This window comes from Brachybacterium tyrofermentans, from assembly GCF_014897585.1.
Lineage (GTDB): Bacteria > Actinomycetota > Actinomycetes > Actinomycetales > Dermabacteraceae > Brachybacterium > Brachybacterium tyrofermentans.
Genome location: NZ_JABUXW010000004.1, coordinates 17694 through 42053, shown reverse-complemented (window position 1 = coordinate 42053; position 24360 = coordinate 17694). Strand labels below are relative to the sequence as shown.

22 protein-coding genes are annotated in these 24360 nt (G+C 71.0%); 13 read left to right on the top strand and 9 right to left on the bottom strand.

Annotated features, from left to right (window positions below; all coding sequences use genetic code 11):
* Nucleotides 1-88: 88 nt before the first annotated feature.
* Nucleotides 89-2032: an ABC transporter ATP-binding protein gene (locus INT49_RS03780; RefSeq protein WP_193116394.1), complete on the top strand. Its 1944-nt coding sequence runs from the start codon at nucleotides 89-91 to the stop codon at nucleotides 2030-2032.
* A gap of 3 nt (nucleotides 2033-2035) precedes the next feature.
* On the opposite strand, the gene INT49_RS03775 is transcribed toward INT49_RS03780, so the two are convergent.
* The 3 genes from INT49_RS03775 to INT49_RS03765 are packed head-to-tail and all read right to left on the bottom strand — an operon-like array spanning nucleotide 2036 to nucleotide 3908.
* Entirely contained in the window at nucleotides 2036-2827 is a 792-nt protein-coding gene (locus tag INT49_RS03775) for an ABC transporter permease (RefSeq protein ID WP_193116393.1), read from the bottom strand.
* Nucleotides 2824-3552, bottom strand: a complete 729-nt coding sequence (locus INT49_RS03770) for an ABC transporter ATP-binding protein (protein ID WP_226849707.1) — start codon at nucleotides 3550-3552, stop codon at nucleotides 2824-2826. Before INT49_RS03770 ends, INT49_RS03775 begins: the two co-directional genes overlap by 4 nt.
* Nucleotides 3549-3908, bottom strand: a complete 360-nt coding sequence (locus INT49_RS03765; protein WP_193116392.1) for a hypothetical protein — start codon at nucleotides 3906-3908, stop codon at nucleotides 3549-3551. The genes INT49_RS03770 and INT49_RS03765 overlap by 4 nt, the downstream gene beginning before the upstream one ends.
* Before the next feature lie 74 nt (nucleotides 3909-3982).
* On the opposite strand from INT49_RS03765, the gene INT49_RS03760 reads away from it, so the two are divergent.
* Both INT49_RS03760 and INT49_RS03755 read left to right on the top strand, forming a co-directional pair.
* The gene (locus INT49_RS03760; protein ID WP_193116391.1) at nucleotides 3983-4531 is read left to right on the top strand and encodes a helix-turn-helix domain-containing protein; all 549 of its coding nucleotides are present in this window, start codon (nucleotides 3983-3985) and stop codon (nucleotides 4529-4531) included.
* Entirely contained in the window at nucleotides 4528-5331 is an 804-nt protein-coding gene (locus tag INT49_RS03755) for a class I SAM-dependent methyltransferase (RefSeq protein WP_193116390.1), read from the top strand. The genes INT49_RS03760 and INT49_RS03755 overlap by 4 nt, the downstream gene beginning before the upstream one ends.
* Here the strand turns inward: INT49_RS03755 and INT49_RS03750 are convergent.
* A complete protein-coding gene (locus tag INT49_RS03750) occupies nucleotides 5297-6301 on the bottom strand; it encodes an arsenic resistance protein (RefSeq protein ID WP_193116389.1) in 1005 nt (334 codons plus the stop codon). The genes INT49_RS03755 and INT49_RS03750 overlap by 35 nt on opposite strands.
* Before the next feature lie 95 nt (nucleotides 6302-6396).
* On the opposite strand from INT49_RS03750, the gene INT49_RS03745 reads away from it, so the two are divergent.
* From INT49_RS03745 to INT49_RS03725, 5 genes are all read left to right on the top strand, one after another.
* Nucleotides 6397-7653 (top strand): SPFH domain-containing protein, encoded by a 1257-nt coding sequence (locus tag INT49_RS03745; RefSeq protein ID WP_193116388.1) that lies wholly within the window; start codon nucleotides 6397-6399, stop codon nucleotides 7651-7653.
* Nucleotides 7654-7659: 6 nt separating this feature from the next.
* Nucleotides 7660-9240: a TFIIB-type zinc ribbon-containing protein gene (locus tag INT49_RS03740; protein ID WP_226849706.1), complete on the top strand. Its 1581-nt coding sequence runs from the start codon at nucleotides 7660-7662 to the stop codon at nucleotides 9238-9240.
* Nucleotides 9241-9327: 87 nt separating this feature from the next.
* The gene (locus INT49_RS03735; RefSeq protein ID WP_193116387.1) at nucleotides 9328-9648 is read left to right on the top strand and encodes a hypothetical protein; all 321 of its coding nucleotides are present in this window, start codon (nucleotides 9328-9330) and stop codon (nucleotides 9646-9648) included.
* On the top strand, nucleotides 9645-11363 hold the full coding sequence (locus INT49_RS03730; protein ID WP_193116386.1) for an FAD-binding dehydrogenase: 1719 nt from the start codon (nucleotides 9645-9647) through the stop codon (nucleotides 11361-11363). Before INT49_RS03735 ends, INT49_RS03730 begins: the two co-directional genes overlap by 4 nt.
* Nucleotides 11360-11884: an AAA family ATPase gene (locus INT49_RS03725; RefSeq protein ID WP_193116385.1), complete on the top strand. Its 525-nt coding sequence runs from the start codon at nucleotides 11360-11362 to the stop codon at nucleotides 11882-11884. Before INT49_RS03730 ends, INT49_RS03725 begins: the two co-directional genes overlap by 4 nt.
* A gap of 28 nt (nucleotides 11885-11912) precedes the next feature.
* Here INT49_RS03725 and INT49_RS03720 read toward each other — a convergent pair whose 3' ends face one another.
* On the bottom strand, nucleotides 11913-13172 hold the full coding sequence (locus tag INT49_RS03720; RefSeq protein ID WP_193116384.1) for a prolyl oligopeptidase family serine peptidase: 1260 nt from the start codon (nucleotides 13170-13172) through the stop codon (nucleotides 11913-11915).
* Nucleotides 13173-13336: 164 nt separating this feature from the next.
* Between INT49_RS03720 and INT49_RS03715 the strand changes: the two genes are divergently transcribed.
* On the top strand, nucleotides 13337-13897 hold the full coding sequence (locus tag INT49_RS03715; RefSeq protein WP_193116383.1) for a GNAT family N-acetyltransferase: 561 nt from the start codon (nucleotides 13337-13339) through the stop codon (nucleotides 13895-13897).
* A 53-nt stretch (nucleotides 13898-13950) separates the two neighbouring features.
* Here INT49_RS03715 and INT49_RS03710 read toward each other — a convergent pair whose 3' ends face one another.
* Entirely contained in the window at nucleotides 13951-14985 is a 1035-nt protein-coding gene (locus tag INT49_RS03710) for an NAD(P)-dependent oxidoreductase (protein WP_319021500.1), read from the bottom strand.
* 44 nt (nucleotides 14986-15029) lie between these two features.
* Here INT49_RS03710 and INT49_RS03705 point away from each other — a divergent pair, with 44 nt between their 5' ends.
* Both INT49_RS03705 and INT49_RS03700 read left to right on the top strand, forming a co-directional pair.
* Nucleotides 15030-16247, top strand: a complete 1218-nt coding sequence (locus INT49_RS03705) for an endonuclease/exonuclease/phosphatase family protein (protein WP_193116381.1) — start codon at nucleotides 15030-15032, stop codon at nucleotides 16245-16247.
* Nucleotides 16248-16306: 59 nt separating this feature from the next.
* Nucleotides 16307-17152 (top strand): sulfurtransferase, encoded by an 846-nt coding sequence (locus tag INT49_RS03700; protein WP_193116380.1) that lies wholly within the window; start codon nucleotides 16307-16309, stop codon nucleotides 17150-17152.
* A gap of 92 nt (nucleotides 17153-17244) precedes the next feature.
* Here the strand turns inward: INT49_RS03700 and INT49_RS03695 are convergent, their stop codons facing one another.
* The gene (locus tag INT49_RS03695; protein WP_193116379.1) at nucleotides 17245-19068 is read right to left on the bottom strand and encodes an alpha/beta hydrolase; all 1824 of its coding nucleotides are present in this window, start codon (nucleotides 19066-19068) and stop codon (nucleotides 17245-17247) included.
* Between the two features lie 187 nt (nucleotides 19069-19255).
* Between INT49_RS03695 and INT49_RS03690 the strand changes: the two genes are divergently transcribed.
* On the top strand, nucleotides 19256-20197 hold the full coding sequence (locus tag INT49_RS03690; RefSeq protein WP_193116378.1) for an NAD(P)-dependent oxidoreductase: 942 nt from the start codon (nucleotides 19256-19258) through the stop codon (nucleotides 20195-20197).
* A 105-nt stretch (nucleotides 20198-20302) separates the two neighbouring features.
* Here the strand turns inward: INT49_RS03690 and INT49_RS03685 are convergent, their stop codons facing one another.
* A complete protein-coding gene (locus tag INT49_RS03685; protein ID WP_193116377.1) occupies nucleotides 20303-22252 on the bottom strand; it encodes a BCCT family transporter in 1950 nt (649 codons plus the stop codon).
* Nucleotides 22253-22584: 332 nt separating this feature from the next.
* Nucleotides 22585-23334, bottom strand: a complete 750-nt coding sequence (gene mtnN / locus INT49_RS03680; protein WP_193116376.1) for a 5'-methylthioadenosine/S-adenosylhomocysteine nucleosidase — start codon at nucleotides 23332-23334, stop codon at nucleotides 22585-22587.
* A 121-nt stretch (nucleotides 23335-23455) separates the two neighbouring features.
* Here mtnN and INT49_RS03675 point away from each other — a divergent pair, with 121 nt between their 5' ends.
* Nucleotides 23456-24358: an alpha/beta hydrolase fold domain-containing protein gene (locus INT49_RS03675; protein WP_193116375.1), complete on the top strand. Its 903-nt coding sequence runs from the start codon at nucleotides 23456-23458 to the stop codon at nucleotides 24356-24358.
* Nucleotides 24359-24360: the final 2 nt, after the last annotated feature.

Here is a 24360-nt window from a genome sequence, read left to right as displayed (position 1 = left end):
GGCGGGGATCCTCGACGGGAATTCTGCTGTGCGTGGATCGGCCCACCCAGCCGTTCCTCGTGCCTGGAATCGCGCCTACGCTGTCCCGGTGTCGTCCCTCCTGCGCATCGTCCGCTTCACCCGGTCCCTCGCCCCGCTCTACACCGCGGTCATCATCGCGTCGGTGCTCACCGCCGTCGCCGGGCTGACTGTCCCCTTCCTGATCGGCCACGCCACCGACACCGTCAGCGGAGCCGTGAACGGGACGACCCCGACCGGCACCGCCGTGCGCACCGTGCTGCTGATCGCCGCGGCCGTGCTGCTGGCGGAGCTGCTCAACACGGTGATCTCGAACGTCGGCGGCTGGTTCGGCGACGTCATGAGCAACCGGATGCGCACGATCCTCTCGGTGCGCTACTACGACAAGCTGCTGCACCTGCCCCAGCGCTGGTTCGACGGCGAGATCACCGGCACGATCGTGGCGAGGCTGAACAGGTCGATCACCGAGATCACCAACTTCACGAAGATGATGTCGAACTCCTTCGCGTCGATGCTCATCACCACCGTCGCGGTGCTCGCGATCAGCGCCTGGTACGCGTGGCCGCTCACCGTGCTGCTGCTCATCGTGTTCCCCGTCTACGTGTGGCTGACCTCGCTGACCTCCGTGAAGTGGCAGCGCCTGGAGGGCGAGAAGAACGAGCAGGTCGACATCGCCTCGGGCCGTTTCGCCGAGGTCGTGGGCCAGATCCGCGTGGTGAAGTCCTTCGTGCGCGAGCGCGGCGAGCTGGAGGACTTCTCGCGCCGCTTCCGCTCCACCGACGCCACCACGCGGGCGCAGTCCTCGCACTGGCATCGGATGGACGTGATCCGTCGGGCGTTCCTGAACCTCATCTTCTTCGGCATCTACGCGATCATCTTCGTGCGCACGGTGCAGGGCCAGTTCACGCTCGGCGAGATGGTGCTGCTGGTCCAGCTCATGACCATGGCCAAGGCTCCGGTGGAGTCGATGAGCTGGGTGATCGACGCCGCGCAGCGCGCGATCGCCGGCTCCAAGGACTACTTCCGGGTGATGGAGACCCCGGTCGATCCGCGCACCGCCGCGGTGATGGCCGCCCGTCCCGTCGATGCGGCCGACGCTGGTCACGCGGGGGGCACGGCATCGGCCGAGGAGCCGCGCCCGGCGGGGACGACGAGCTCGATCGGCGAGGCGGGCGCGGCAGCTGCTCCGGCAGCGTCCGGGACCGCCGTCGCGCTCGCCGAGCGCCCCCGGATCGAGCCCGTGCCCGGTGCTCCCGTGGTCGCCTTCCGCGGCGTGGACTTCGCCTACGAGGATGGCGACGACGTGCTGCACGGCATCGACTTCCAGGTGGACCGCGGCGAGAAGATCGCCCTGGTGGGGGAGTCCGGCGGTGGCAAGTCCACCATCGTGAACCTGCTGCTGGGCCTGTACGAGCCGCGCAACGGAGCCGTCGAGGTGGTGGGCCATCCCAGCTCGGACCTGCCGCTGGACCAGCTGCGCTCCCGCATCGGCGTCGTCTTCCAGGACGCGTCCCTGTTCTCCGGCACGATCCGCGAGAACATCGCCTACGGCCGCCCCGAGGCGAGCGACGAGGAGGTGCTCGAGGCCGCCCGGCGCGCCAACGCCGACGCCTTCATCCTCCGCTTCCCCGAGGGCTATGAGCAGGTGATCGGCGAGCGCGGGCTGAAGCTCTCCGGCGGCCAGCGCCAGCGCATCGCGGTGGCCCGCGCGATCCTCAAGGACGCCCCGGTGCTCGTGCTCGACGAGGCCACCTCAGCACTGGATACGAAGGCGGAGATCCAGGTGCAGAAGGGTCTGGACCAGCTGATGGCCGGCCGCACCTCGCTGATCATCGCCCACCGTCTCTCCACCATCGCCGAGGTGGACCGCATCATCACCCTCCGCGACGGCCACATCGACGAGATCGGCTCCCCGGCGCAGCTGGCGACCTCCGGTGGCATCTACGCGCAGCTGCTCGCGCTGCAGAGCTCCGGCGACAGCCGCAAGCTCGCGAAGTTCGACATCACCGGTTGAGGGTCAGCCGAGGTCGCGGCGCAGGGGGACCAGGACGGCGACCGCGGCGGCGAGCGCCGCGTAGCCCAGCAGGATCAGGGCCCCCATCACGGGGCTGCCCAGTGCCGCGGCGGTGCCGGTCTGCTGCTCGATCGCCTCGGTGAGGAACGTGAAGCGGGTGAGCGAGGCCGTGGCTCCACCGGGCAGGATCGGGTACAGGCGGTTGATGCCGGGGATCAGCATCAGCACGTACTCCAGGAAGTAGAAGTACCCCAGCACGATGCCGACGGCGAGCAGCTGGTGGCGGGCGAGAGCTCCGATCCCGACGCCCAGCACCATGTAGACCGCGGAGGCCAGCGTGAGCTGCACGAGCATCGTGACCAGCTGGCCGGCGGGGAGGCCGAGCTCCTCGCCGTGGATCGCCGTGCCGAGGAGCAGGGCGAGACCGGAGGAGAGGGAGCTGACCAGGCCGTAGCCGAGTCCCAGGATCGCGAAGACCCCGAGCTTGGCGCGCAGCACGGCACCGCGCCGGGGCACGGCCAGGAACGTGGCACCGATGGTCCGGTGACGGTACTCGCTCGTGACCGCCGTCGTGCCGATCAGAGCGGGGACGAACAGCAGCAGCCCGCCGATCCCGAGCACGATGCCGCCGCCCTCGGGCGTGTCCAGACCGGGCATCGGGGGTGTCGCGTTCTCGGGGCCGATCAGGGCCAGGAGACCGGTCAGTCCGCCTCCGCACAGCATCGCGGCGAACAGCGTCCACAGGGGGAGGCGGGTGGAGCGCAGACGGGTCAGCTCACCGGAGAAGGCCGTCATGCCGCCACCCCCGCGCGCGTCGCCTGCAGGAAGGCGGATTCGAGGGAATCAGCCGTGGCGAGAAGGTCGCCCAGCGGGCCCGAACGGGCGACCCTGCCTCGGTCGATGAGCACCACATCGTCGATCGCCCGCTGCACCTCGCCCAGGGCGTGGCTGGAGAGCAGCACCGTGCCGCCGCGCTCGGCGTAGGTCCGCACGAAGGTGCGCAGCCAGGCGATCCCTGCCGGATCGAGGCCGTTGGTGGGCTCGTCCAGGATCAGCATCTCCGGCTCGCCGAGCAGCGCGGTCGCGAGGGCGAGGCGCTGCCTCATCCCGGTGGAGAACGTCCCGATCCGGCGATCGGCGTACTCCTGCGCCCCGGCCTCGTGCAGGACCTCGTCGATACGGGTGGCAGGGATCCCTCCCAGTGCGGCGTAGGTGCGCAGATGGCCGCGGGCGGTCATGCCCGGATGCGCGGACGACAGGTCCAGGACGGCACCGATGGTGCGGCTCGGCTGCACGAGATCGCGATAGGCCCGACCGTTCACGAGAGCGCTCCCGCTGTCTGAGCGCATCAGCCCAAGCAGGATCCGCAGGGTCGTCGACTTCCCCGCCCCGTTGGGCCCGAGGAAGCCGGTGACCCGCCCGCGCCGTACGCCGAAGGTCACGTCGTCCACGGCGTGCACGGGACCGAAGCTCTTGTTCAGCCCTGTCACCTCGATCGGCAGAGCCGTCATGGCCGTCATGACCGTGCTCCGGCGTGGAGGCTGTCGGCGATCGCCGCGGCATCGCGAGTGCTGAGCAACATCTCGTCGAAGCCGGTCGCCGTGCGGTCCACCACGAGCCGCAGGAGGGGGAGCCCTCGCTTCATGGACACCAGGCGGCGGGTGCCCGAGGGGTGCCGGAAGGTGCCCACCGTGCGATATCCCGAGATGACGAGTCCGGAGCGGAGGCCCAGGACCTCCGAGCTCCACCCCGGTTCGACCTGGACGCCTCGCAGGGCCGTGAGGGGGACCGTGACGGTGCCGCGCCGGGTCATCAGCGACTCCCATCCTGGGAACTCGAGGCGGATCTGGTGAGGTTCGATGCTGATGTGCGTCATGTCGGGCTCCGTCGCTCGTAGAATGATCTCGTAGTGCGAACATTATCAGCATGAGAACGGTAGGGGAAGTGCAGATGCCTGATCCCGGCGACCTCGGACGCTCGACGATCTCCGAGACGATCACCCACCCCGTCCGGCTGCGGATCATCCAGCAGCTCGGCGGGCGCAGCCTCACCACCACGCAGCTGAAGGCGGCGCTGCCCGAGGTCAAGCAGGCCACGCTCTATCGGCACATCAGCGCCCTGCTGGATGCCGGGCTGCTGGCCGTGGTCGAGGAGCGCAAGGTGCGCGGGGCGGTCGAGCGCACCCTCGCGCTCGGGGAGCGGATGGCGCACGTCGACCACGACGGCCTGCGCGCGATGAGCGACGCCCAGCTGCGGGAGTCGTTCGTGGTCTTCCTCGGGGAGCTCGCCGCGGACTTCGACCGCCTGCTCGAGCGGGGCGCGCCGGACCTGCGGGACCTGCTCGGCTTCGGGCGCGGACCGCTCTATGCCGACGCCGAGGATCTGGCCCATATCCAGCAGGGGCTCGCCGAGCTCCTCGCCCCGTACCAGGAGGAGAGCGGCACCGGGAAGCCACGGCTCACGCTCGCGACGGTGCTGCTGCCGGAGGTCGGCGCGTGAGCAGCTTCGACGGAGTGGCCGGCGCCTATCGCCGATCCTTTGCGACCCTCTGCGCGGGCACCGTGCCGACCCTGCTGGAGGTGACCGCGCCCGGAGAGCTCCATCTCGATGTGGGCTGCGGGACCGGCGACCTCGCACTCGCCGCCGCGAGGGAGGGCCGACGGGTCCTCGCCGTGGATCCGGACGCGGACATGGTGGCCGCGACGCGCGAGGCCGCGACCCTTGAGGTCGCGGCGTCGGCCGGGAGCGCGCTCAGCGTCGAAGAGGCCGGCGCGCCGCTGCTCCCGCTGCCCGACCGCTCCGCCGGTGCGGTCACCGCGAACTTCGTCGTCAACCACGTCCCCGATCCGCGCGCCACGGTGCGCGACCTCGCGCGGGTCGCGGCGCCGTCGGCCCCGATCGCGATGACGATCTGGCCCGCCGCTCCCGGACCGCATCTGGCGGCCTTCGGAGAGGCGAGCCGAGCCGCCGGCGCCGTCCCCGTGCCCAGCGCTCGCCTGGTGCCTGAGCTCGACTTCCCGCGCTCGACCGACGGGCTGGCGAGCATCGCGCGGGAGGCCGGTCTGCAGGTCGGGCGCGCCGAGGAGCTGCTCTGGACCTGGCGCGTCGCGGCCGACGAGCTGATGGCCGGGATCGCGGGCGGCGTCGGGGGTGCGGGCCGGCTCCACCGGGCGCAGACGGGCGCGGTGCGTGCGGAGATCGAGGAGCGGGTGCGGAGGCTGTGGGCTCCGTACGTGGAGACCGACGGGGCGCTCGCGTTCGCGGTCAGCGCAGCGCTGGTGGTCGCGTCCCGTCCCTGACCAGCCGCGGCAGGATCCGCACCAGCAGCACCATCCCGAGCAGCTCGACGAGGGTCTGGGTGACGACTGCGGCAGGAACGAGCGGCGAGGGGATCGCGAGGGCCAGCGGCAGCACCACGAGGGAGTTGCGGGTCGCGCCGGAGAAGGTCACGGCGCGGGCGGCGGGGACGTCGAGGTGCGCCAGGCGGCTCACGAGGATCCCGGCACCTGTGGCGAGCACCAGGAAGCCGGCGTAGATCGGCACGAGGGCCAGCAGCGCGGTCCCTGCGCCGAGCACGCGAGGGGTCTGCGAGGCGACCACGGCGACGAGCACCAGCACCATCAGCGGCACCATCGTCGGCGAGAGATCCCAGCGCGGGGCGAGGCGCTGGATCGCGGCGGCCACGAGCAGGGGGAGCAGCACCAGCAGCACCAGGGCGCGCACGAACGGGCCGGGCTCGATCAGGCCCGTGGCGGCGCCACCGCTGAGCAGCGGCACCAGCACGGGCAGGGCCACCAGCTGCGCGAGCATCAGCAGCGGGGTCGCCGCGAGCAGGCGGTCCTTCGCCCCGCCCGCGAGCGCCGTGAACACCAGGACGTAGTCGATGCACGGGGCCAGCAGCACCAGCAGGGCGCCGACGAGCAGCTCCGGAGATCCTGCGAGCGGGAGCGTGATCAGCGCGACGATCAGAGGCACCGCCAGGACGTTCATCGCGAGCAGGGTCAGCAGGAACCATCCGTCCCGGAACCCGGCGCCGAGGTCTCGCAGCGGCACACCGAGGAAGGTGACCAGCAGCAGGGCGGCGATCGCGGGCTCCACGGCGACCTCGAGCGCGGGCGAGGCGCCGGGCAGGAGCGCGCCCAGTGCGAGACCGCCGACGAGCGCGGTCAGATAGATCGCGACCTGCTGGCGCTCCAGGCGCTCGGGGAGGCTCTCGCGCGCTCGAGGGCCCGTGTGCTCACGGGGGTCCCCACCACGCGTCGGCTCCATACCCAGCGACGGTAGTGCGTGGATCCAGCGAGCGTTCGGGCGCTGCGCGATACCATGGCACCGATCACACGCTCGGGGGCGACGAAGGAGCTCACATGGGATTCATCCAGGCATTCAAGGGCGCTGTCGGCGGCATGCTCGCCGATCAGTGGAAGGACTTCCTCACCGTTCCGAACGGGCTGTCGCAGACGGCGGCCCTGTTCCCGGCGGTGCCGCAGGGCACCAACGCCGGTCGCGGCTCGAACACCCGCGGGTCCGAGAACGTCATCTCCAACGGCTCCAAGATCCTCGTGCCCCAGGGCTACGGGCTGATCACGGTGGTCGACGGCCGCGCGACAGGCCTGATCACCGAGGCCGGCGGCTACGAGTTCACCGACTCCTCGCCGGATGCCCGCTCCGTCTTCGCCGGGGACGAGATGCTGGCCTCGACGGTCGGCACCTCCTGGGAGCGCTTCAAGTTCGGCGGCCGCCCCTCCTCGCAGCAGCTCGCCTTCTACGTGAGCCTCAAGGAGATCCCGAACAACCGCTTCGGCACGCAGTCCGAGATCTACTGGGACGACGCCTACCTCAACGCCCAGGTGGGCGCGGTGTGCCGCGGCTCGTACACGCTGCGGATCATCGACCCGCTGCTGTTCGTGCACAACTTCGTGCCGGCCACCTTCATCTCCGCGGGTGCGCCCGTCTTCGACTTCTCCGACCAGGACAACGACGCGGGAAACCAGCTGTTCCGCGAGGTCGTCGGCTCGCTCGCCCAGGCGTTCTCCCGCTACACGAACGATCCCGACAAGGGCAACCGGATCTCCAAGATCCAGGGTGACTCCGTGGGCTTCGCGCAGTCGCTCTCGGCGGCCGTCGAGGAGGGCTACCGCTGGTCCAGCGATCGCGGCCTCGCGATCGTGAAGACCGCGATCGTCTCGATCGAGTACGACCAGAACACCCGCGAGCTGCTCAACGACGTCCAGAAGGCCGACGCCCTCTCCGGCGCCCGCTCGCAGTCGTTCATGAACCAGGCCGCCGCGCGCGGCGTGCAGTCCGCCGGGGAGACCGGCGGCGGCGCGGGACTGGCGATGTTCGGTGCCGGCATGGGCGCGGCGGGCGGCATGGTCAACCCGGCCCAGCCGTGGTCGCCTCCCGGCCAGCAGGGTGGTCAGCAGCAGGGTGCGCCCCAGCAGGGTGGGCAGCAGCAGGCTCCACAGCAGGGGGAGGGTCAGCAGCAGGCCGCGCCCCAGCAGGCCGCGCCCGCGCAGGAGGATCCGGTCGCCAAGCTCGCCCAGTACAAGCAGATGCTGGAGCAGGGTCTGATCTCGGAAGAGGACTACGAGGCGGCGAAGAAGGCCGCTCTCGGCCTCTGACCTGTCATGACCGTTCCTCCTCAGGATCCGCGCTGGGCGCATCCCGACCAGCCCTCCCGGCCCCCGGCCGACGACGGCATGGGCGCGGGTGCGCACACCGGACCGCAGCACGACCCTCGCAGCCCGGGGGCACGGCCCGATCTCGATCGCGGCGTGCCCTCGGCCTCCGATGACGGTCGTTTCTCCGCGCCGGGAGCCCAGAGCTCCGACCCCCGCTCCACGCCCCAGTGGCCTGCGGGGCGGGGCGGGCAGGGTGGGCAGGCAGGGCAGGGCGGCGCGCCGACGGGGTCGTCCCCGCAGCACAGCCGGCCTCCGCAGAACCAGCAGAACCAGCGCCCCGCCGAGATGCTCGGTGACGAGTCCGTGGCCGGCGCCGCCGAGGCGGCGCGCCAGCACGCCAGCAACCGCATCATCGACACCAGCTCGAGCCACGGCGACGGCCTGAACAAATGCCCGTCGTGCGGCGGCACGGACATCTCCTACTCGCTCTCGGCGAAGGCCCTGGTGTGCGCGTACTGCCGCCACCAGTGGAACGAGGAGAACGCGGAGAAGGCGTTCGGGCTGGACTCGTCGATCGCGGACCTGCGCGGCCACACGCTGGCCTCCGGCACCGCGGATATCCGCGAGGACTTCACGGTGATGACCCTGAAGTGCCAGGGCTGCGGCGCCGAGGTGGTCGTCAACGTCGACCAGGAGCTGCAGGCACGGTGCCATTGGTGCCGGCAGACCCTGTCGGTGAACACCCAGATCCCCAACGGTGCGGTGCCGGACGCGGTGCTTCCCTTCCAGCTCACCCGCGAGGAGGCCGTCGAACGCATCGACGCCTTCGCCGGGAAGCGCAAGGCCTTCGCGCTGGGACGCTTCAAGTCGGAGTTCGTCCCGGACAACGTCATGGGCGTGTACATCCCGTACATGGTGGTGGACGGCAACATGCATGCCGAGCTCGGCGGCCTCGGCGAGGTGACCACCCGTCGGTACACGGTGACCACCGGCAGCGGCGACCACAAGCGCACCGAGACCTACTACGACGCGGACGTCTTCCAGGTGAAGCGGGCCTTCGACCTGCTGGTGGACGACCTCACGATCGAGTCCGCGCAGCGCTTCGACGCGCAGGACAACGCGCAGGCGACGAACAACATCCTCAACGCCGTCCAGCCGTACGACACCGAGAACGCCGTCGCCTACAACTCGAACTACCTCAAGAACTTCACGTCCGAGCGCCGCGACCTCAACGTCCGCGATGTCGACGACGAGGTCGAGGAGAAGTTCCTGTCGATCGCGCGGGCGAAGGCCACGCCGACCGTCGGCCGGTACGACCGCGGGGTGCGCTGGGAGCAGGAGGGCGTGGCCGTGCGCGGAACCCGCTGGGTCTCCGTCTACGTGCCGGTCTGGCTGTACAGCTACGCCGACTCCGCCAAGGGCGAGGGCTCGCTGGTCCACTACATCGCGGTCAACGCCCGCAACGGCAACACCATGGGCTCGGTCCCGGTCTCGCACCCGAAGATCTTCGCCGTGGCCTGCGCGGGAGGCACGGTCGCGGCGGTGATCGGGGCCGTGGTCGGCTTCGGCTGGTTCCTGGCGGGATGAGGGCACAGATGAGCAGTTTGACGACGATGATCACGATGACGACAGCGCCCGACACCTCGTCGGCCGAGGGCGGAGAGGACGGACGCGATGTTCCCACTGCTCGCTGAGCTGGCGGCGGATCCGATGACGCCGATGCTGCTGGCCGATTCCGGGGACGGCGCGATCGGCATCGCCTTCCCCTTCGTCGCAGGGCCGGCGGTGTTCGCGGCGATCTACGGCGGCATCTACCGCTATTACCGCAACACCGACAAGCGTCACCACTTCGAACGGGAGACGGAGGTCGCCGTCGGCAACCTCCAGCGCGGGGACCGCAAGGTCGGCACGAACAACCGCCAGAAGTCCCGCACCATGAGCGGCGACAACTCCACGAATCATCTCGAGCGGGTCCACCGCATCTCGGTGCAGTGACCGCTGCGCGCCACGCCGCGGACGGCGCTGACGTGATCGTGGTCGGCGCGGGCCTGTCGGGCCTGGTCGCCGCCACGCGGATCGCCGACGGCGGCCGACGGGTGCTGCTCCTGGAGCGCGAGGGCGAACAGGACCTCGGCGGGCAGGCCTGGTGGAGCTTCGGCGGGCTCTTCCTCATCGACTCCCCGGAGCAGCGGCACCTCGGCATCCGCGACAGCCTGGAGCTGGCCCGCCAGGACTGGCACGGTTCCGCCGCCTTCGACCGGCCGGAGGATCACTGGCCGCGCCGCTGGGCCGAGGCCTACCTGCAGTTCGCCGCGGGGGAGAAACGATCCTGGCTGCACGGCCTGGGACTGCGACTCTTCCCCGTCGTCGGCTGGGCGGAGCGGGGCGACGGCCGCGCCGAGGGACACGGCAACTCCGTGCCCCGCTTCCACATCACCTGGGGCACCGGGCCCGGCGTCGTCGAGCCCTTCGTCCGGGCGCTCGCCGCCCACCGCACCGCGGGCCGGATCACGCTGGCCACCCGCCATGCGGTCGAGGAGGTCCTCGTCGAGGGCGGGCGAGCCGTCGGGGTGCGCGGGCAGGTGCTCGCCCCGGATGCCACCGCGCGCGGCGTCGGCTCCACTCGCGAGGCGAGCCGCGAATTCGAGCACCGGGCCGCCGCGATCGTGGTCGCCACCGGCGGGATCGGCGGCAACGAGGAGCTGGTGCGCGAGCTGTGGCCTGCGGATCTCGGCACCATGCCCGAGGAGGTCGTGCATGGGGTGCCGGCGAGCGTCGACGGCACCGGGATGCTCGCCGCCGAGCGCGCCGGCGGGAGCTGGATCAACCGCGACCGGATGTGGCACTACACCGAGGGCATCCGGAACTGGGACCCGGTGTGGCGCGGTCACGGCATCCGCATCCTGCCCGGCCCGTCGTCCCTCTGGGTGGACGCCCGCGGGAACCGGCTGCCCGCCCCGGCCTTCCCCGGCTTCGACACCACCTCGACGCTGCGGCACCTGCGCACCACGGGCCACGACCACTCCTGGTTCGTGCTCACGCCGAAGATCATCGCGAAGGAGTTCGCGCTCTCCGGCAGCGAGCAGAACCCGGACCTCACCGGCAGGGACGTGAAGCAGGTGCTCTCCCGGGTGAAGCCCGGCGCGCCCGCCCCGGTGCAGGCCTTCCTCGACCACGGCGAGGACTTCCTGCAGGCCGGGACGGTGCCCGAACTGGTGGCCCGCATGAACGCCCTCACCGGCGAGGACCTCGTGGACGCTCAGGACCTCGAGCGGGTGATCCGCGCCCGGGACGCGGAGATCACGAACCGATTCTCGAAGGATGCCCAGATCACCGCGCTGCGCGGGGCTCGGCGTTATCTCGGGGACCGGCTGATCCGCACGGCGGCCCCGCACCGTCTGCTGGACCCGTCGGCCGGGGGGCTGATCGCCGTGCGGCTGCATGTGCTGCTGCGCAAGACGCTCGGCGGCCTCGAGACGGACCTCGGCGGAAGGGTGCAGCGGGCGCCCGTTCTCGCGGCTCCAGGCACTGCGGAGCCGGGGGACTACGCCGCAGACCGTCGACTGCCGGGCCTCTATGCCGCGGGAGAGGCGAGCGGCTTCGGCGGCGGGGGAGTGCACGGGCACAACGCCCTGGAGGGCACCTTCCTGGGCGGCTGCCTCTTCAGCGGGCGGCAGGCCGCCGCCGGCGTGCTCGAGGACCTGGGATGAGCTCGGGAGCGCCTCGGGCGCTGCTGCTGATCGGCGCCGTGGGGGTCGGGAAGACGACGACGACCGACGCGATCGCCGACGAGCTCGAGGTGCGTTCGATCCCCGGTTCCGCGTTCGACCTGGACTGGCTGCGTCGGTCCTGGCCGGCCCCACCCGGGGACCGCTTCAACAGCCGGCTCGAGCAGGCCGCGCTCCGCGCCGTGAGCGCGGTGCACCGGGAGGCCGGGGCCCAGGTGCTGGTCGCCGCCGGGGTGATCGAGGAGCGCGCCGACCGCGCCAGCTACGAGACGGCGTTCGGCTGCCCGCTCACCGTGGTGCGGCTGACCGCGCCGCGAGAGCTCGTGCGCGCGCGCCTGCATCGCCGGCACGAGGGCGATCCGGACGGCCTGGCCTGGCACCTGGACCGTTTCGACGAGCTCACCGACATCCTCGACGCCGCAGGGGTCGAGGACGCCGCGGTGCCCGTGGGCCCCGACCCGCGCAGCACCGCTCAGGCAGTGCTGCGCGCAGTCGGGATCTGAGCCGTTCGGCCATCCGTCGGGCGCTGTCTCAGAGCTCCTGCGCCGCCATCCACTCCCACAGGCTCATCCCGTCGTGGGAGGGATCGTTGCGGCTCGCATAGATCCAGGAGAAGTGCCCGGAGTAGTCCACGCCCTCCCAGGTCACCGTGTCGTACAGGCTGAGGATCGACCCGTCGATCAGCTCGTGGGCATGGACGGTGTTCGCCACGGGGTCCACGGTGCCGTCGTTCGCCGCAGCGATCAGCCAGGTCGGAGTGGAGATCGCGGCCAGCTCTGCATCGGGCACCAAGGGCCCGGGGGAGTCGTAGTACTCCTTGACCACGCCGCAGATCGGGGTCGCGGAGGCGAAGACGCCCGGGTTCTCCACCACCATCTTCAAGGTCATGTAGCCGCCGTTGCTGGCACCGATCACGTGGACGCGGCTGCGGTCGACCGGGTGCGCGGCGGCGACCTCCTCGATGATCTCGTCGACCAGGGGCTCGAAGGCCGGGCCATCGAGCATCCACGCCGAGGGGCACTGCGGGGCCACGACGTAGGCACCGCCGAAGATCTCCTGGGCCTCGGGCGTCGCCACGCCCAGGGCGCCACGGTTCGCCCTCATCTGGGACTCGTTGTCGTAGTACTCGACGCCCCCCTCGGTGAATCCGCCCTCGCCGCCGCCGTGCAGCCAGATGATGAGGGGACGTTCCGCCGGCCGGCTGGATCGCGCCGGGCTGAAGAGACGGTAGTTGGTGCCCGAGGCGGAGACATGGGAGCTGAAGGCATCGACCTCGGGGGACACGAGGTCGCCCTGGACGAACGAGGAGATCTGCGGGACGCCCTTGCCGTGCAGGGGGAGCGGCTCGTTCTGCGTGATCGTGTACTCGAGGTCGAGCTGCACGTTGCGGCCGGCGTCGCCCATCCAGCCGAGGGTGCCTGCGCCCTCGACGCCGTTGCCGTGCTCGAGCTCGACGGTGATCCGCCCGCGATGGTCGGCGCTCACCGCCGTGATCGGGCGCTCGACGTCGTAGGCGACCTCGCCGGTGAGCGGATTCGTCCCGCGGGCGTGGACGGTGAAGGTCGAGGTCGGGAGCTCCCCGGTGGGAAGGCCGCCCCGGCGGGTGGCGTCGATCGTCACTGAGACGATCTGTTCGCCGCCGTCGAGGACCTCGGCATCGAGCGTGAAGGGTGCGGAGCGTTCCGGGCCCTTCGCGAGGGCTGCGGGCGCGAGGCCGACGGTCGCGGCGGCAGCGGTGGCGGCAGCGGCGCCGGCCGTGAGGACGGCGCGGCGGGGGAAGGGACTGCTCATGAGGAACTCCTTCGTTCGAGCGGACCCAGGTGTGGTCCGCATCACGAGAGAAGAATCTATGGTGCCTGTCGGAAAGCGTCAATAGTGCGACACCGCTATTTGTGGTGCTGGTGCCGGCCCGACGAATCGGCAGTGGCCGATGCTCGTTTCTATAGGGTCTCCCCATGGCCACTCCCTTCAGCCTGAAGCCGACCCTGCGCGGCGAGCTCGTCATTCTGCGGCCGATCCGAGCCGAGGATGCTGACGTCATCGGCGCCCTGATCTGTGACGATGAGGAGATCGCGATCCTCACCGGCTCCGTGCACTCTCGGGACGAGGAGTTCACGGGCCCGTCCCTCGATGAACTCCGTGGGATCTACGGAGCATGGGCGCACGCAGAGGACCGGCTGGTCCTGGGTGTGATCGACCGAGCCACGGGAGACCTCGTCGGTGAGGTCGTCCTGAACGACTGGGACGCAGGCAATCGCTCCTGCGGCTTCCGGACCCTGCTGGGGGCCGCCGGCCGCGGCCGCGGTCTCGGCACCGAGGCCACCCGGCTGATCGTCGAGCACGGCCTGCGCACTATGGGGTTGCACCGCATCACCCTGGAGGTCTACGACCTCAACCCGCGCGCCCGGCACGTGTACGAGAAGGTCGGCTTCGTCCACGAGGGCACGGGGAGGGACGCCCTGCTGCTGGACGGCGCCTGGATAGACGTCCACTACATGGCGATCCTCGGCAGCTGATCGCCGTCGACCCGGATCGTTTCCGGGCGATCTGCCGCTGAGGCCGCTCGACCTCACTCCCCGGTGCGCTGGGCCCCCGGCAACAGGATGGTGGAGAAGTCGTCGTCGCCGTGACCGGCGGCGATCTCCGCATCGAGGGAGGCGAGGGCGCCGCGCAGGGCGGGCAGGTCGCCGCCGGGGCGGGAAGTCGGCGACGTTGAATCGGACGCCGCCGCCCCGACCGTGTCGATCATCAGCCGGGCGTCCTTGGCGATCGCGTCGGCCGTGAAGTCGCCGCCCTCCGTGGTGCGCTCGCCCCGCACGAAGGCCCCCTTCATGCCGGCGATGAAAGCGAGTCCGGTCGAATCGAGCATGCCCAGCGTCTCCTCGTCGGAGGCGCCCGCGGCCTCGCCCAGGGCCAGTGCCTCGCGCAGCCCCTGGGCACTGATCGCCAGCGCCAGGTTCGCCAGCAGCTTGCCGGTGGCGGCCTTACGGCCGGAGTCGACGCCCTTCAGCCGCGCCGGGTCCGCCCAGGGCGACACGAGCTCGAGGACCTGATCTCGCAGGGAGGCGTCGGGCGTGCCGACGTACACGCCGAGCGATCCCTTGCGGGCCGGGCCGAGGGTGCCGATCACCGGGACTCCCACGTAGCTGGGGACGGCTTCGGCGAACTCATCCGCGTCCTCGGGTGAAACCGTCGTGGTGTCGATCCAGGGGATTCCGGCCGGGATCAGACCGGCGGCGGTGACCGTCTCGCGCACGGCATCCGGGCCGAACAGCGAGGTGATCACGAGGTCGGCGTCGGTGACGGCATCGGCGGGGGAGTCCGCGACGGCGGCGCCCGCCTCGGCGAGGGTCGAGGTCCGGGCCGCCGTGCGGTTCCAGACGGTCAGCTGATGCTCGGGGAGCAGGTGGAGGGCCAGTTCCGTGCCCATGCGGCCGGTGCCCAGGAACGCGATTCTCATGCTCGTCAGTCTCCCATTGATCGCGTTTCCGTGGGGGCGAGGCAGGGTCTGCGTCGGCTCCAGGCAGGGCCTGCACCGGCTCGAGCGGGGCGGGGCCGGTGTGGACGATTGTCGGGAATATCGTGGGGAGGATCCGTCGTCCACACCCACGTTGTGGTCTGCGACGCAATTACTGCACAATGGAAGGCATGTCACCGAGCATCAGCCGTCGCCGTGCCCTCGCCGCCGCTGCCGCAGCGGGCCTCGGCCTGCCGGCAGCAGCGTCCCACGCAGCCCCTCAGCCCGGCCGCCGCGGTGGCCAGTTCGAGCGGCTGCGGGTGGCGACCTACAACGCGTCGTTGAACCGCGCGAAGGCCGGAGAGCTCCTGAGCGACCTCGAGTCCGGCAAGGACGCGCAGATCCGCGCGGTCGCCGAGGTCATCCAGATCAACAACCCCGACGTCCTGCTGCTCAACGAGTTCGATTTCGACGAGGACGGGTCAGGGATCGACCTCTTCCGCAGCAAGTACCTCGAGGTCGGGCAGAACGGCCGCACCCCGGTCTTCTATCCCTATTCCTTCACGGCTCCGGTGAACACCGGCGTGCCCAGCGGACACGACCTCAACGGTGACGGCGTCGCCGACGGCCCGGACGACGCCTGGGGGTTCGGCGAGTTCCCGGGCCAGTACGGGATGGTCATCCTCTCCCGTCATCCGATCCTCACCGAGCAGGTGCGCACCTTCCAGAAGCTGCGCTGGGCCGATATGCCGAGCAACCTGCTGCCCACCGAGTTCTATGGTGAGCACGCCGCCGAGCTGCGGCTGAGCTCCAAGTCCCACTGGGACGTGCCCGTGCGGATCGGGTCCTCCACCGTGCATGTGCTCACCGCGCACCCCACCCCGCCGAGCTTCGACGGGCCGGAGAAGCGCAACCAGCGACGCAACAACGACGAGATCCGACTGTGGGCCGACTACCTCAGCCCGGGCCGGCGCTCGCAGTGGATCGTCGACGACGCCGGGACGATCGGTGGCCTCGCCGCGCAGGAGAAGTTCGTGATCCTCGGGGACTACAACTCCGATCCGCTCGACGGCGACTCCTGGCCGGGCGCGATGGACCAGCTGCTCAAGCACCCGCGCGTGCGCGACACGATGCCCCGCAGCGAGGGGGCCCTCGAGGCGACAGAGCAGGGCGGCGCGAACGCCGATCACGGCACCGATCCCCAGTACGACACGGCGGACTTCGCGGATACCCCGGGCCCCGGGAACCTGCGCGTGGACTACGTGCTGCCGGCGAAGACGCTCCAGGTCGTCTCCTCGGCCGTGTTCTGGCCGGCGGCGGGACAGTCCGGCAGCGAGCTGACCGGCACGCATCCGTTCCCCACCTCGGATCATCGCCTGGTGCGAGTGGACCTCCAGGTCCGCGCCTGACCAGCACCTGACCAGCTGACGGCGTGACCACGGGCCGGGCCGACGCGTAGGCTCGCGCCATGAATGCCGCAGCGCTCGCCCCGATCATCGACCTCGCCGATCTCCACGAGGTCCTCGAGACTGCCGGGGTGCGCCCCGTGCACCTGCTGGACGTGCGGTGGGCGCTCGACGGCTCCACCGGCCGTCACGCGTACCTCGAGGGCCATCTGCCCGGTGCGGTCTACATCGACCTCGACACCGAGCTCGCCGCACCCGCCCGCCCGGAGGCAGGCCGCCACCCCCTTCCCGACCCCGAGGACTTCGCCGCCTCCCTGCGCCGCGCCGGGGTGCAGGACGGCTCGGCCGTTGTCGCCTACGACGACACCAACGGGTCACCCGCCGGGCGCCTGGTGTGGATGCTGCGAGCGCTGGGCCACGACGCCGCCGTCCTCGACGGCGGCCTGAGCGCCTGGGACGGCCCGCTCGAGACCGGGGAGATCCAGGCGGCGCCGGGCGACGTGCCCGCCCGTGCCTGGCCCGCCGAGCAGATCGCCACGGCCGACGAGGTCGCCGCCGGCGAGGCCCTGATCATCGACGCCCGTGCACCGGAGCGCTACCGGGGAGAGACCGAGCCGATCGACCCCCGGGCCGGCCACATCCCCGGTGCCGTGAACCTGCCCTTCACCGGCAACCTCTCCGAGGGCGCACGCTTCCTCGGCGCCGACGAGCTGCGCGAGCGCTTCGAGGCCGCCGGGGTGCGCCTCGACCAGGAAGCCATCGTCTACTGCGGATCCGGGGTGACCGCCACCCACGACGTCCTCGCCCTGCAGCGCGCCGGGTTCACGAAGGTGCGGCTGTTCCCAGGATCCTGGTCGCAGTGGAGCGCCGATCCGACCCTGCCCATCGCGACCGGCCCGAACCCCTGAGCTCCGGCTCCAGGGGCGGGATCCCCGGCAGCGGTTCCCAGGACGGCCCAGGGCTGATGGCCTCGGGACTGCGCCGACTGCTGGCCGGCCGCTCAGACCCGCGGGTTGATCTGTCGGATCGCCTTCACGATCGCGATGTGCCGGCTTCGCTGGGTGGCGGCGTCGGACCCCGGGCCATCCTGCCCGAGCACGGCGGCCCAGATCGGCACCATCTCCTCGTGGTACGAGTGGCCGTGCCCACCGGTGACCTTGATCGACAGCGGCATGTCCGCCGCGATCTGCCAGAACGTGATCCAGGGGAACCAGCGCATCGCCGTCGTGACGTCGTGCCCGACCCGCTGACGCAGCCAGGCAGGCTCCTCCCACAGCAGCGAGGGACGCCACCAGACCACCGGGTCCGAGGGATGCTGGGCATAGACCACCCGCGGGTGCTGCCACGTCTCGTACAACCCGCCGAAGTAGTTCCGATGCAGGTCGCGGGGACGGGTGACGACGCGGATATTGCGCCCGTGATCGATGATCGGGGCGATGGCAGGGGCTCCGGGTCGGCTGCGGGAGACGATCTCCCTCCACAGCGGCGTGAAGCTCGGGGTGCCCGTCCAGACGGCGCCGTCCACCGAGGAGAGCAGATCCTTGATGTCCCGGAAAGCCGCATTGCCGCCGAAGGATCCCAGGGACTCCCCGGCCACGAACAGGCGCGGTCGGGACTGCTCGGGCATCGCGTCCAGGCGTCGGCGCACCGCATCGAACAGCTGGTTCCCGGCGCGCGGCGGGCTGCGGCGATCCAGGAGGTAGCTGAGACCGCTGGGGTACACGGAGTACTGCAGGGACGCCGTGGCGCAGTTCCCACCGGTGAGGAACTCGATCGCGGAGAGCGACCACTCCTGCAGCCATCCGGTGCCGGTCCCCGTGAACAGCACCAGCACGTCCCGGTCCCATGCCCCGGTGCGATCCAGCTCGGCGAGCACGGCCTGCACCGTCTCCTCCAGCGATCGTGACGAGGACTTCCCGGCGTACACCCGGATCGGTTCGATCGCCTCGTCGTCGGCGGTTCCCGATCCTGCGGCTCCCGCGCCGATGGTCGCGGCGATCGCCTCGCGCGTGGGGCCTGCGGAGACGATCTTGCGCCCCGGTGCCCCGAGGGATTGCCAGGTCTCCCAGGACTCAGGACTCCCCGAGCGCAGCGGCGACGAGGGCCGGGGCACGTCGGGGGAGATGAGCCGGTTGGTGGCCTCCGCGCGCTCGATCATCTGCTCCAGCACCCGCTCGCGCAGGATCCGCTCGGCGAGCACGGCCACGGTGGCCGTGGTGAGCAGGAGGGAGAGCACGGCGACCACTCGCGCCGGGAGGTAGGGCCGCAGCAGAGCGCGGTACATGTGCGCGGTCGCGATGACCCCGCGCACGGTCCCCAGCACCCCGAGGGAGGCCAGCAGGCCGCCCGCGGTGCCGACCACATGGGTGGCGAGGTTCTTGGGCTCCTCCTGGACGAGATGGCTGATCTCCCGCTGGCGCAGCACCCCGCGCACCCACGAATAGGCGGAGATGCTGAGCAGGGCGGCGGCCCCGAGCCAGCGGGCCCGCTCGCGATGGTCCTCCGCGATCTGTACCCGCAGCCCGAGGGCCCCGCTGACGCGGCGAACGATCCTCTCGGCGAGGACCCCGCCGGCGTAGCCGTAGATCTGCGAGGCCCCGAAGTTGAGGGTCCACATCCACCAGGTGCGCGGCAGCAAGCTCGGGGAGGTGGAGACCCACGTGGTCATCGAGGCGCCGAGGAACCCACCGGTGGACAGCGGTCGCGCGATCGCGGTGCGGCGCACCCGGTGCTCCGTCCTCTTCGTCGCGCTGCGGACGAATCTCGCGGTGCTGCCGAGGGCTGTCACGAGGCTGGACAGGGACGAACCGGAGCCGAAGAGCATGGGGGAAGGCTATCGGAACGGCGCTGCCCGTCCCGAGGCTCGATCCGGAGACATCCGCCGACGATCCGGAGACGATCCGGAGACGAACCGGCGGGTGATCCGGGGAGATCCGCGATGATCCGGGGCGGTCGGAGACGGGTGGTGGGCATCCCCGGCACCGGCCGCGCGCTCGCCGTAGCCTGGGCACATGAAGATCCTCCTCCCCGACACCATGCCGCTCGCCCCCGTCCTTCCCGAGGGCTGCGAGGCCGTCACCGTCGACGCCCGCGCCGAGATCCCCGCCGAGCACCACGATGCCCAGGTCCTGGTGCTGTGGGGGCCCTCCGGCCGCCACCTGGGATCCGCGGTGGAGAACCTCGGGGACCTCCGCCTGGTCCAGTCGCTCTCCGCGGGCATCGACGGGATCCTGGCCGCCGGCTTCCGCGAGGACGTCGTCATCGCCGCCGGCGCGGGCCTGCACTCCCGGACCGTCAGCGAGCATGCCCTGGCGCTGCTGCTGAGCCTGCTGCGGCGCCTGCCCGAAGCTCGCGAGGCGCAGCAGCGCCATGAGTGGTCCACCGAGATCGGCGGCCTGCAGCCGTTGCATCCCGAGGACCGCGTCACCACGCTGATCGGCGCGAGAGTGCTGATCTGGGGCTTCGGCGAGATCGGGCAGACCCTCGCCCCGATGCTCACCGCCCTGGGCGCCGAGGTGCGGGGAGCCGCCCGCAGCGCCGGAACCCGCAGCGGCTACGAGGTGATCGCCGAGGCGGACGTGCTCGGTGCGCTGCCCGAGGTGGACGTGCTCATCGACATCCTCCCCGCCTCCGAGGAGACCGCCGGGGCTGTGGGCCGCGAGGCGTTCGCCGCCCTGCCCGACCACGCGATCTTCGTGAACGTGGGCCGCGGCGCGACCGTCGACCAGACGGCCCTGCGGGAGGCCCTCGAGGCCGGCACGCTGGGCAGCGCGGGGATCGATGTCACCGACCCCGAGCCGCTGCCCGCCGAGGACCCGCTGTGGGACTCGCCGCGCCTGCTCATCACGCCGCACGGTGCGGGCGGCCGACCCGTCGGGGCCGACGAGCGGATCAGCACCAACGTGCAGGCGCTCGCCGACGGCGGGGAGATCCTGCACGCCGCCTCTCGCTGAGCCGACGACGGACGATCGTCCGGGACATGACGAGGCCCGGTGGCACCAGCCACCGGGCCTCGTCATGTCAGGTGATGCGGCGCGGCATCAGGGATGCCGCGGAGCTCACCGGTCGCGCCGGAACGGGTTCCGCGGACCGCGTCGGTCCGCATCGGACGCCGGATTCGTCGCTGGGGGAGCGGTGTCCTCCGCAGAGATGGCCGGGTGCTCGGCGGTGAAGGTCGACAGGTGCTCGGCCACCTGCGCCTCGACCTGCTCGGAGACCTGGGTCTCGACCTGCTGGTTGAGCTGGGCCTGGAACTGCTGGCCGTACTCACCCTCCAGATGCGACTCGACCCGGTCCCCGATGCCGTCGGAGAACTTCTCCTCGACCCGGTCGCTGACCTGGTCCGTGAGCTCCTCGGAGTAGCGCTCCATGAACTCGCGCTGGCGGATGCGGAGCTCGAGGCGCTCGATGACCTTGACCTCGTGGCTGAGCGATCGCCACAGGGAGATGGCCATGCCGATCATCACCACGGAGAACGGCAGGGCGGACAGCAGTGCGAGCGCCTGCAGCGCAGACATGCCGGACCCCTCGCCACCGGACAGCGAGCTCACCCAGATCAGCGACGCCGCGATGACGCCGGAGGTCGCAGCCCAGAAGATGCGCGTGATGCGGGGCGGGTTCGGGTCGCCCTTGTGGGCGATCATGTCCATCACGAACGCGCCGGAATCGGCACTGGTGATGAAGAAGATCGACACCAGGATCACCGCGACGCCGGAGAGCAGGGCGCTGGCGGGCAGATGGTTGAAGGTGTCGAACAGCGCGGTGTTCGGGTCGATCGCCCCGGTGCCCCCGGTGAAGTCGACCTTGTTGAAGACCGCCTCGTACAGCGCAGTGCCACCCATGATCGTGAACCACAGGAAGGTCAGAGCGGTGGGCACCAGCAGCACGCCGGTGATGAACTCGCGCACGGTGCGGCCCTTGGAGATGCGGGCGATGAACACGCCCACGAAGGGCGACCAGGAGATCCACCAACCCCAGTAGAACGTGGTCCAGCCGTTGATCCAGCCGGCCCCCTCGTCTCCGAGGAAGGGCATGGTCTGGAACGAGAGCTGCAGGAAGTTCTGCAGGTAGTAGCCGATGTTCGAGACGACGTCCCGCAGCAGGAACAGCGTCGGCCCGAGGACCAGCACGGCGACCAGGAGGAGCGCGGCCAGGCCCATGTTGAGGTTCGACAGGATCTTGATGCCCTTGTCGACGCCGCTCGCGGCGGACAGGGTGGCCAGCGCGGTCACCACCAGGATGATCACGACCTGGACCCCGGTGGAGTTCGGGAGCACGCCGAGATGGTCGAGCCCGGCGGCGATCTGGTTCACGCCGAAGCCGAGCGAGGTGGCGATGCCGAAGAGGGTGCCCACCAGAGCGATGATGTCGATGACGTCACCGATCCAGGTGTCGGTGCGCTTGCCGAGGACGGGCTCGAGAGCCCACCGGATCGACACCGGGCGGCCCTTGCGATGCACGGAGTAGGCGACGGCGAGGCCGACGACGACGTAGATGGCCCAGGCGTGGAGGCCCCAGTGCAGGAAGGTCTGGCCCAGGGCGCGCTCGGCGCGGACCGGGTCATCGAATCCGGCGGCGTTCGGCGGGATGCCGGGACCCGCGGTATCCGCGAAGAAGGTCAGCGGCTCGGCCGCACCCCAGAACACCAGGCCGATGCCCATGCCGGCGGCGAACAGCATCGCGAACCAGGAGAACAGGCCGAACTCGGGCTTGTCATCGTCCTTCCCGAGCTTGATGGCTCCCATGCGGCTGACCGCCAGGACGATCGCGAAACCGACGAAGCCGGTGACGATCAGGACGTAGTACCAGCCGATCGACTCCACGACGGTGGAGTTCAGCGCGGAGATGAAGTTGTTGAAGACGTTCGGCAGAGTCAGCGCGAAGACCACGGCGATGAGGATGATCCCGGCCGAGACGAAGAAGACCGGCTTGGACAGGGAATAGCCTGCCTGCGGGCTCGCGGCCTCGGTATGGGGTGGAGAGGTTTCTGTCGGGGGGGGGGTCGACATGTTTTCTCGTTCCGATTGGGGGATTGGGACAGGGAGCCCGCATCCCACCGCGAGGAATCAGACGTGCCGACGTGGGCACTTCAGGGGAGGACGGGCCTATTGCACTGTAACGGCGGCACTGGTTTCGGTCTAAGCGACGATGCCCGGATGGGGCCCAGCGGTCGCCGCACCGTGGTCGTCCACACACCGTAGTAGACCCAGAGGTGCACCAGGTCACGACTGTGCAGCAGTCTCGCGGCACGGTGCCGTGAGGTGCCGTGAGGGGCAGTGAGACGCCGTGCTGTGTGGTGCCGTGGGGCACAGTGAGGATCGGCCGACGGGCGGGCCCCCTGTCATCCCACGAGGCTGCTGGCGAGCTCCTGGACGGCGCGGGCGGAGATGTCGGCGACCAGATCGATCTCGAGGTGGAACTGCTGACCGGCTGCCGGGCCGCACAGATCCGAGACGGCGCGCAGAGCCATGAAGGGCACGCCGAGCTGCGCCGCCGTCCGAGCGCTCGCCGTGGTCTCCATGTCGGCGCTCACAGCTCGCGGGAACCGTGCCCGCATGGGGTCCGCGAGGGGCGCGGTCACGAAGGCGTCCCCGGAGAGCATCAGACCTCGCCGGTAGCCGGCCGGTCCGGCCTGCGCGGCGGCCGCCTGCTCCGCACGGTCCGCCCAGGTGGCGTCGGCGTCATAGCGCTCGGGGCCGCCGGGGACCTGTCCGGGGACGTAGCCGAAGGCCGTGGCGTCGGCGATCGAATAGGTGAAGGAGTCGCCGACGACCAGGGTGCCCACCTCGACGTCGGCCGCGAGACCGCCGCAGGATCCGGCGGCGACCACCGCGCGCGGTGCGTGGGCGAGGATTCCCCAGGTCGCCGCCGCCGTGGCCGCGGCGATCCCGATCCCGGTGGTGACGACCACGGTGTCCAGGCCGCCGAGCGCGCCGCGCACCGCCGTGACGCCATCCACGAAGGGGGTCGGCAGAGCGGTCGGGTCCTCCATCCGGGAGGTCAGCGGCGCCGCCTCCTCGGGCATGGCGGCGAGCACCAGGAGCGGACCGGTCGCGGCGGAGGGTGCAGGCGAAGCAGGGGAGGACGTCATGCCTGAAGGGTACCGGCGGTGGAGCACGGGACGTGGCGGAGATGATCGGGTCCCAGCCTCGTTCGTTAGGGTGGTGGTATCCGCAGCGAGGCGACCCCCGGGTCGCAGGTAGGAGGCAGTCATGGGTCGCGTCCGAGATGCAGTGGTCACCGGGGCACGGGCGGTCCGCCGGATCCCGATCCCGTCGGCCCTGACCCATCAGGCCCTGCGGGAGGCACGCAGCCCGCAGCCACCCAGCCATGTGCAGAAAGCCCATGCGGTGGAGAACGAGATGATCGGCCGCACCCGCTCGGTCTGGCTCGACGAGCATCGCGCCGACCGCGGGATCATCGTCTTCCTGCACGGCGGCGCCTACGTCTCCGGACCGTTCGCGAGCGACTGGGCCTGGCTGTCCCGCCAGGTCGAGGCCCGGGGCTGTGCCGGTCTGATGATCGACTACCGCAACGCCCCGGACCATCAGCACCCCGTCGCACTCGATGACACCGAGGCGGCGCTCACCGCTCTCGCGGCCGACGGACGTCTCGCAGGCCAGCCCTGGATCCTCGCCGGGCAGCATGCCGGCGGCGGGCTCGCCTTCGCCGTCGCCCGCCGTCTGCGGGGACGCCCCGACATCCCCGCCCCGGACGCCCTGATCGCGATGTCCCCCTGGCTGGATCTCGAGCTCTCCAACGCCGGGATCACCGAGACCGACCAGGTCGATCCGGTCCACGAGCGTCGGCTGCTGCGCGACGCCGCCCGGAGGTACGCAGGTCGCACGTCGCTGGACGACCCCGACCTGTCGCCGATCAACGCGACCCTCGACGGGCTCCCGCCGGTGCACCTGAGCGTGGGCACGCGGGACCTGTTCCTCTCCGAGGTCCGGGTGGCGAAGCTGCAGCTCGAGGAGAACGGACAGGACGTGTCCTTCCGGGAGATCAGCGGGCGGCTCGGGCTGCAGCTGGTCGCGCGCAAGGGCGAGGACATCGAGCGCGTGCACCGTGAGCAGGCCGATCTCATCGCACGGGTGTTCGCAGCGCACGGATGAGC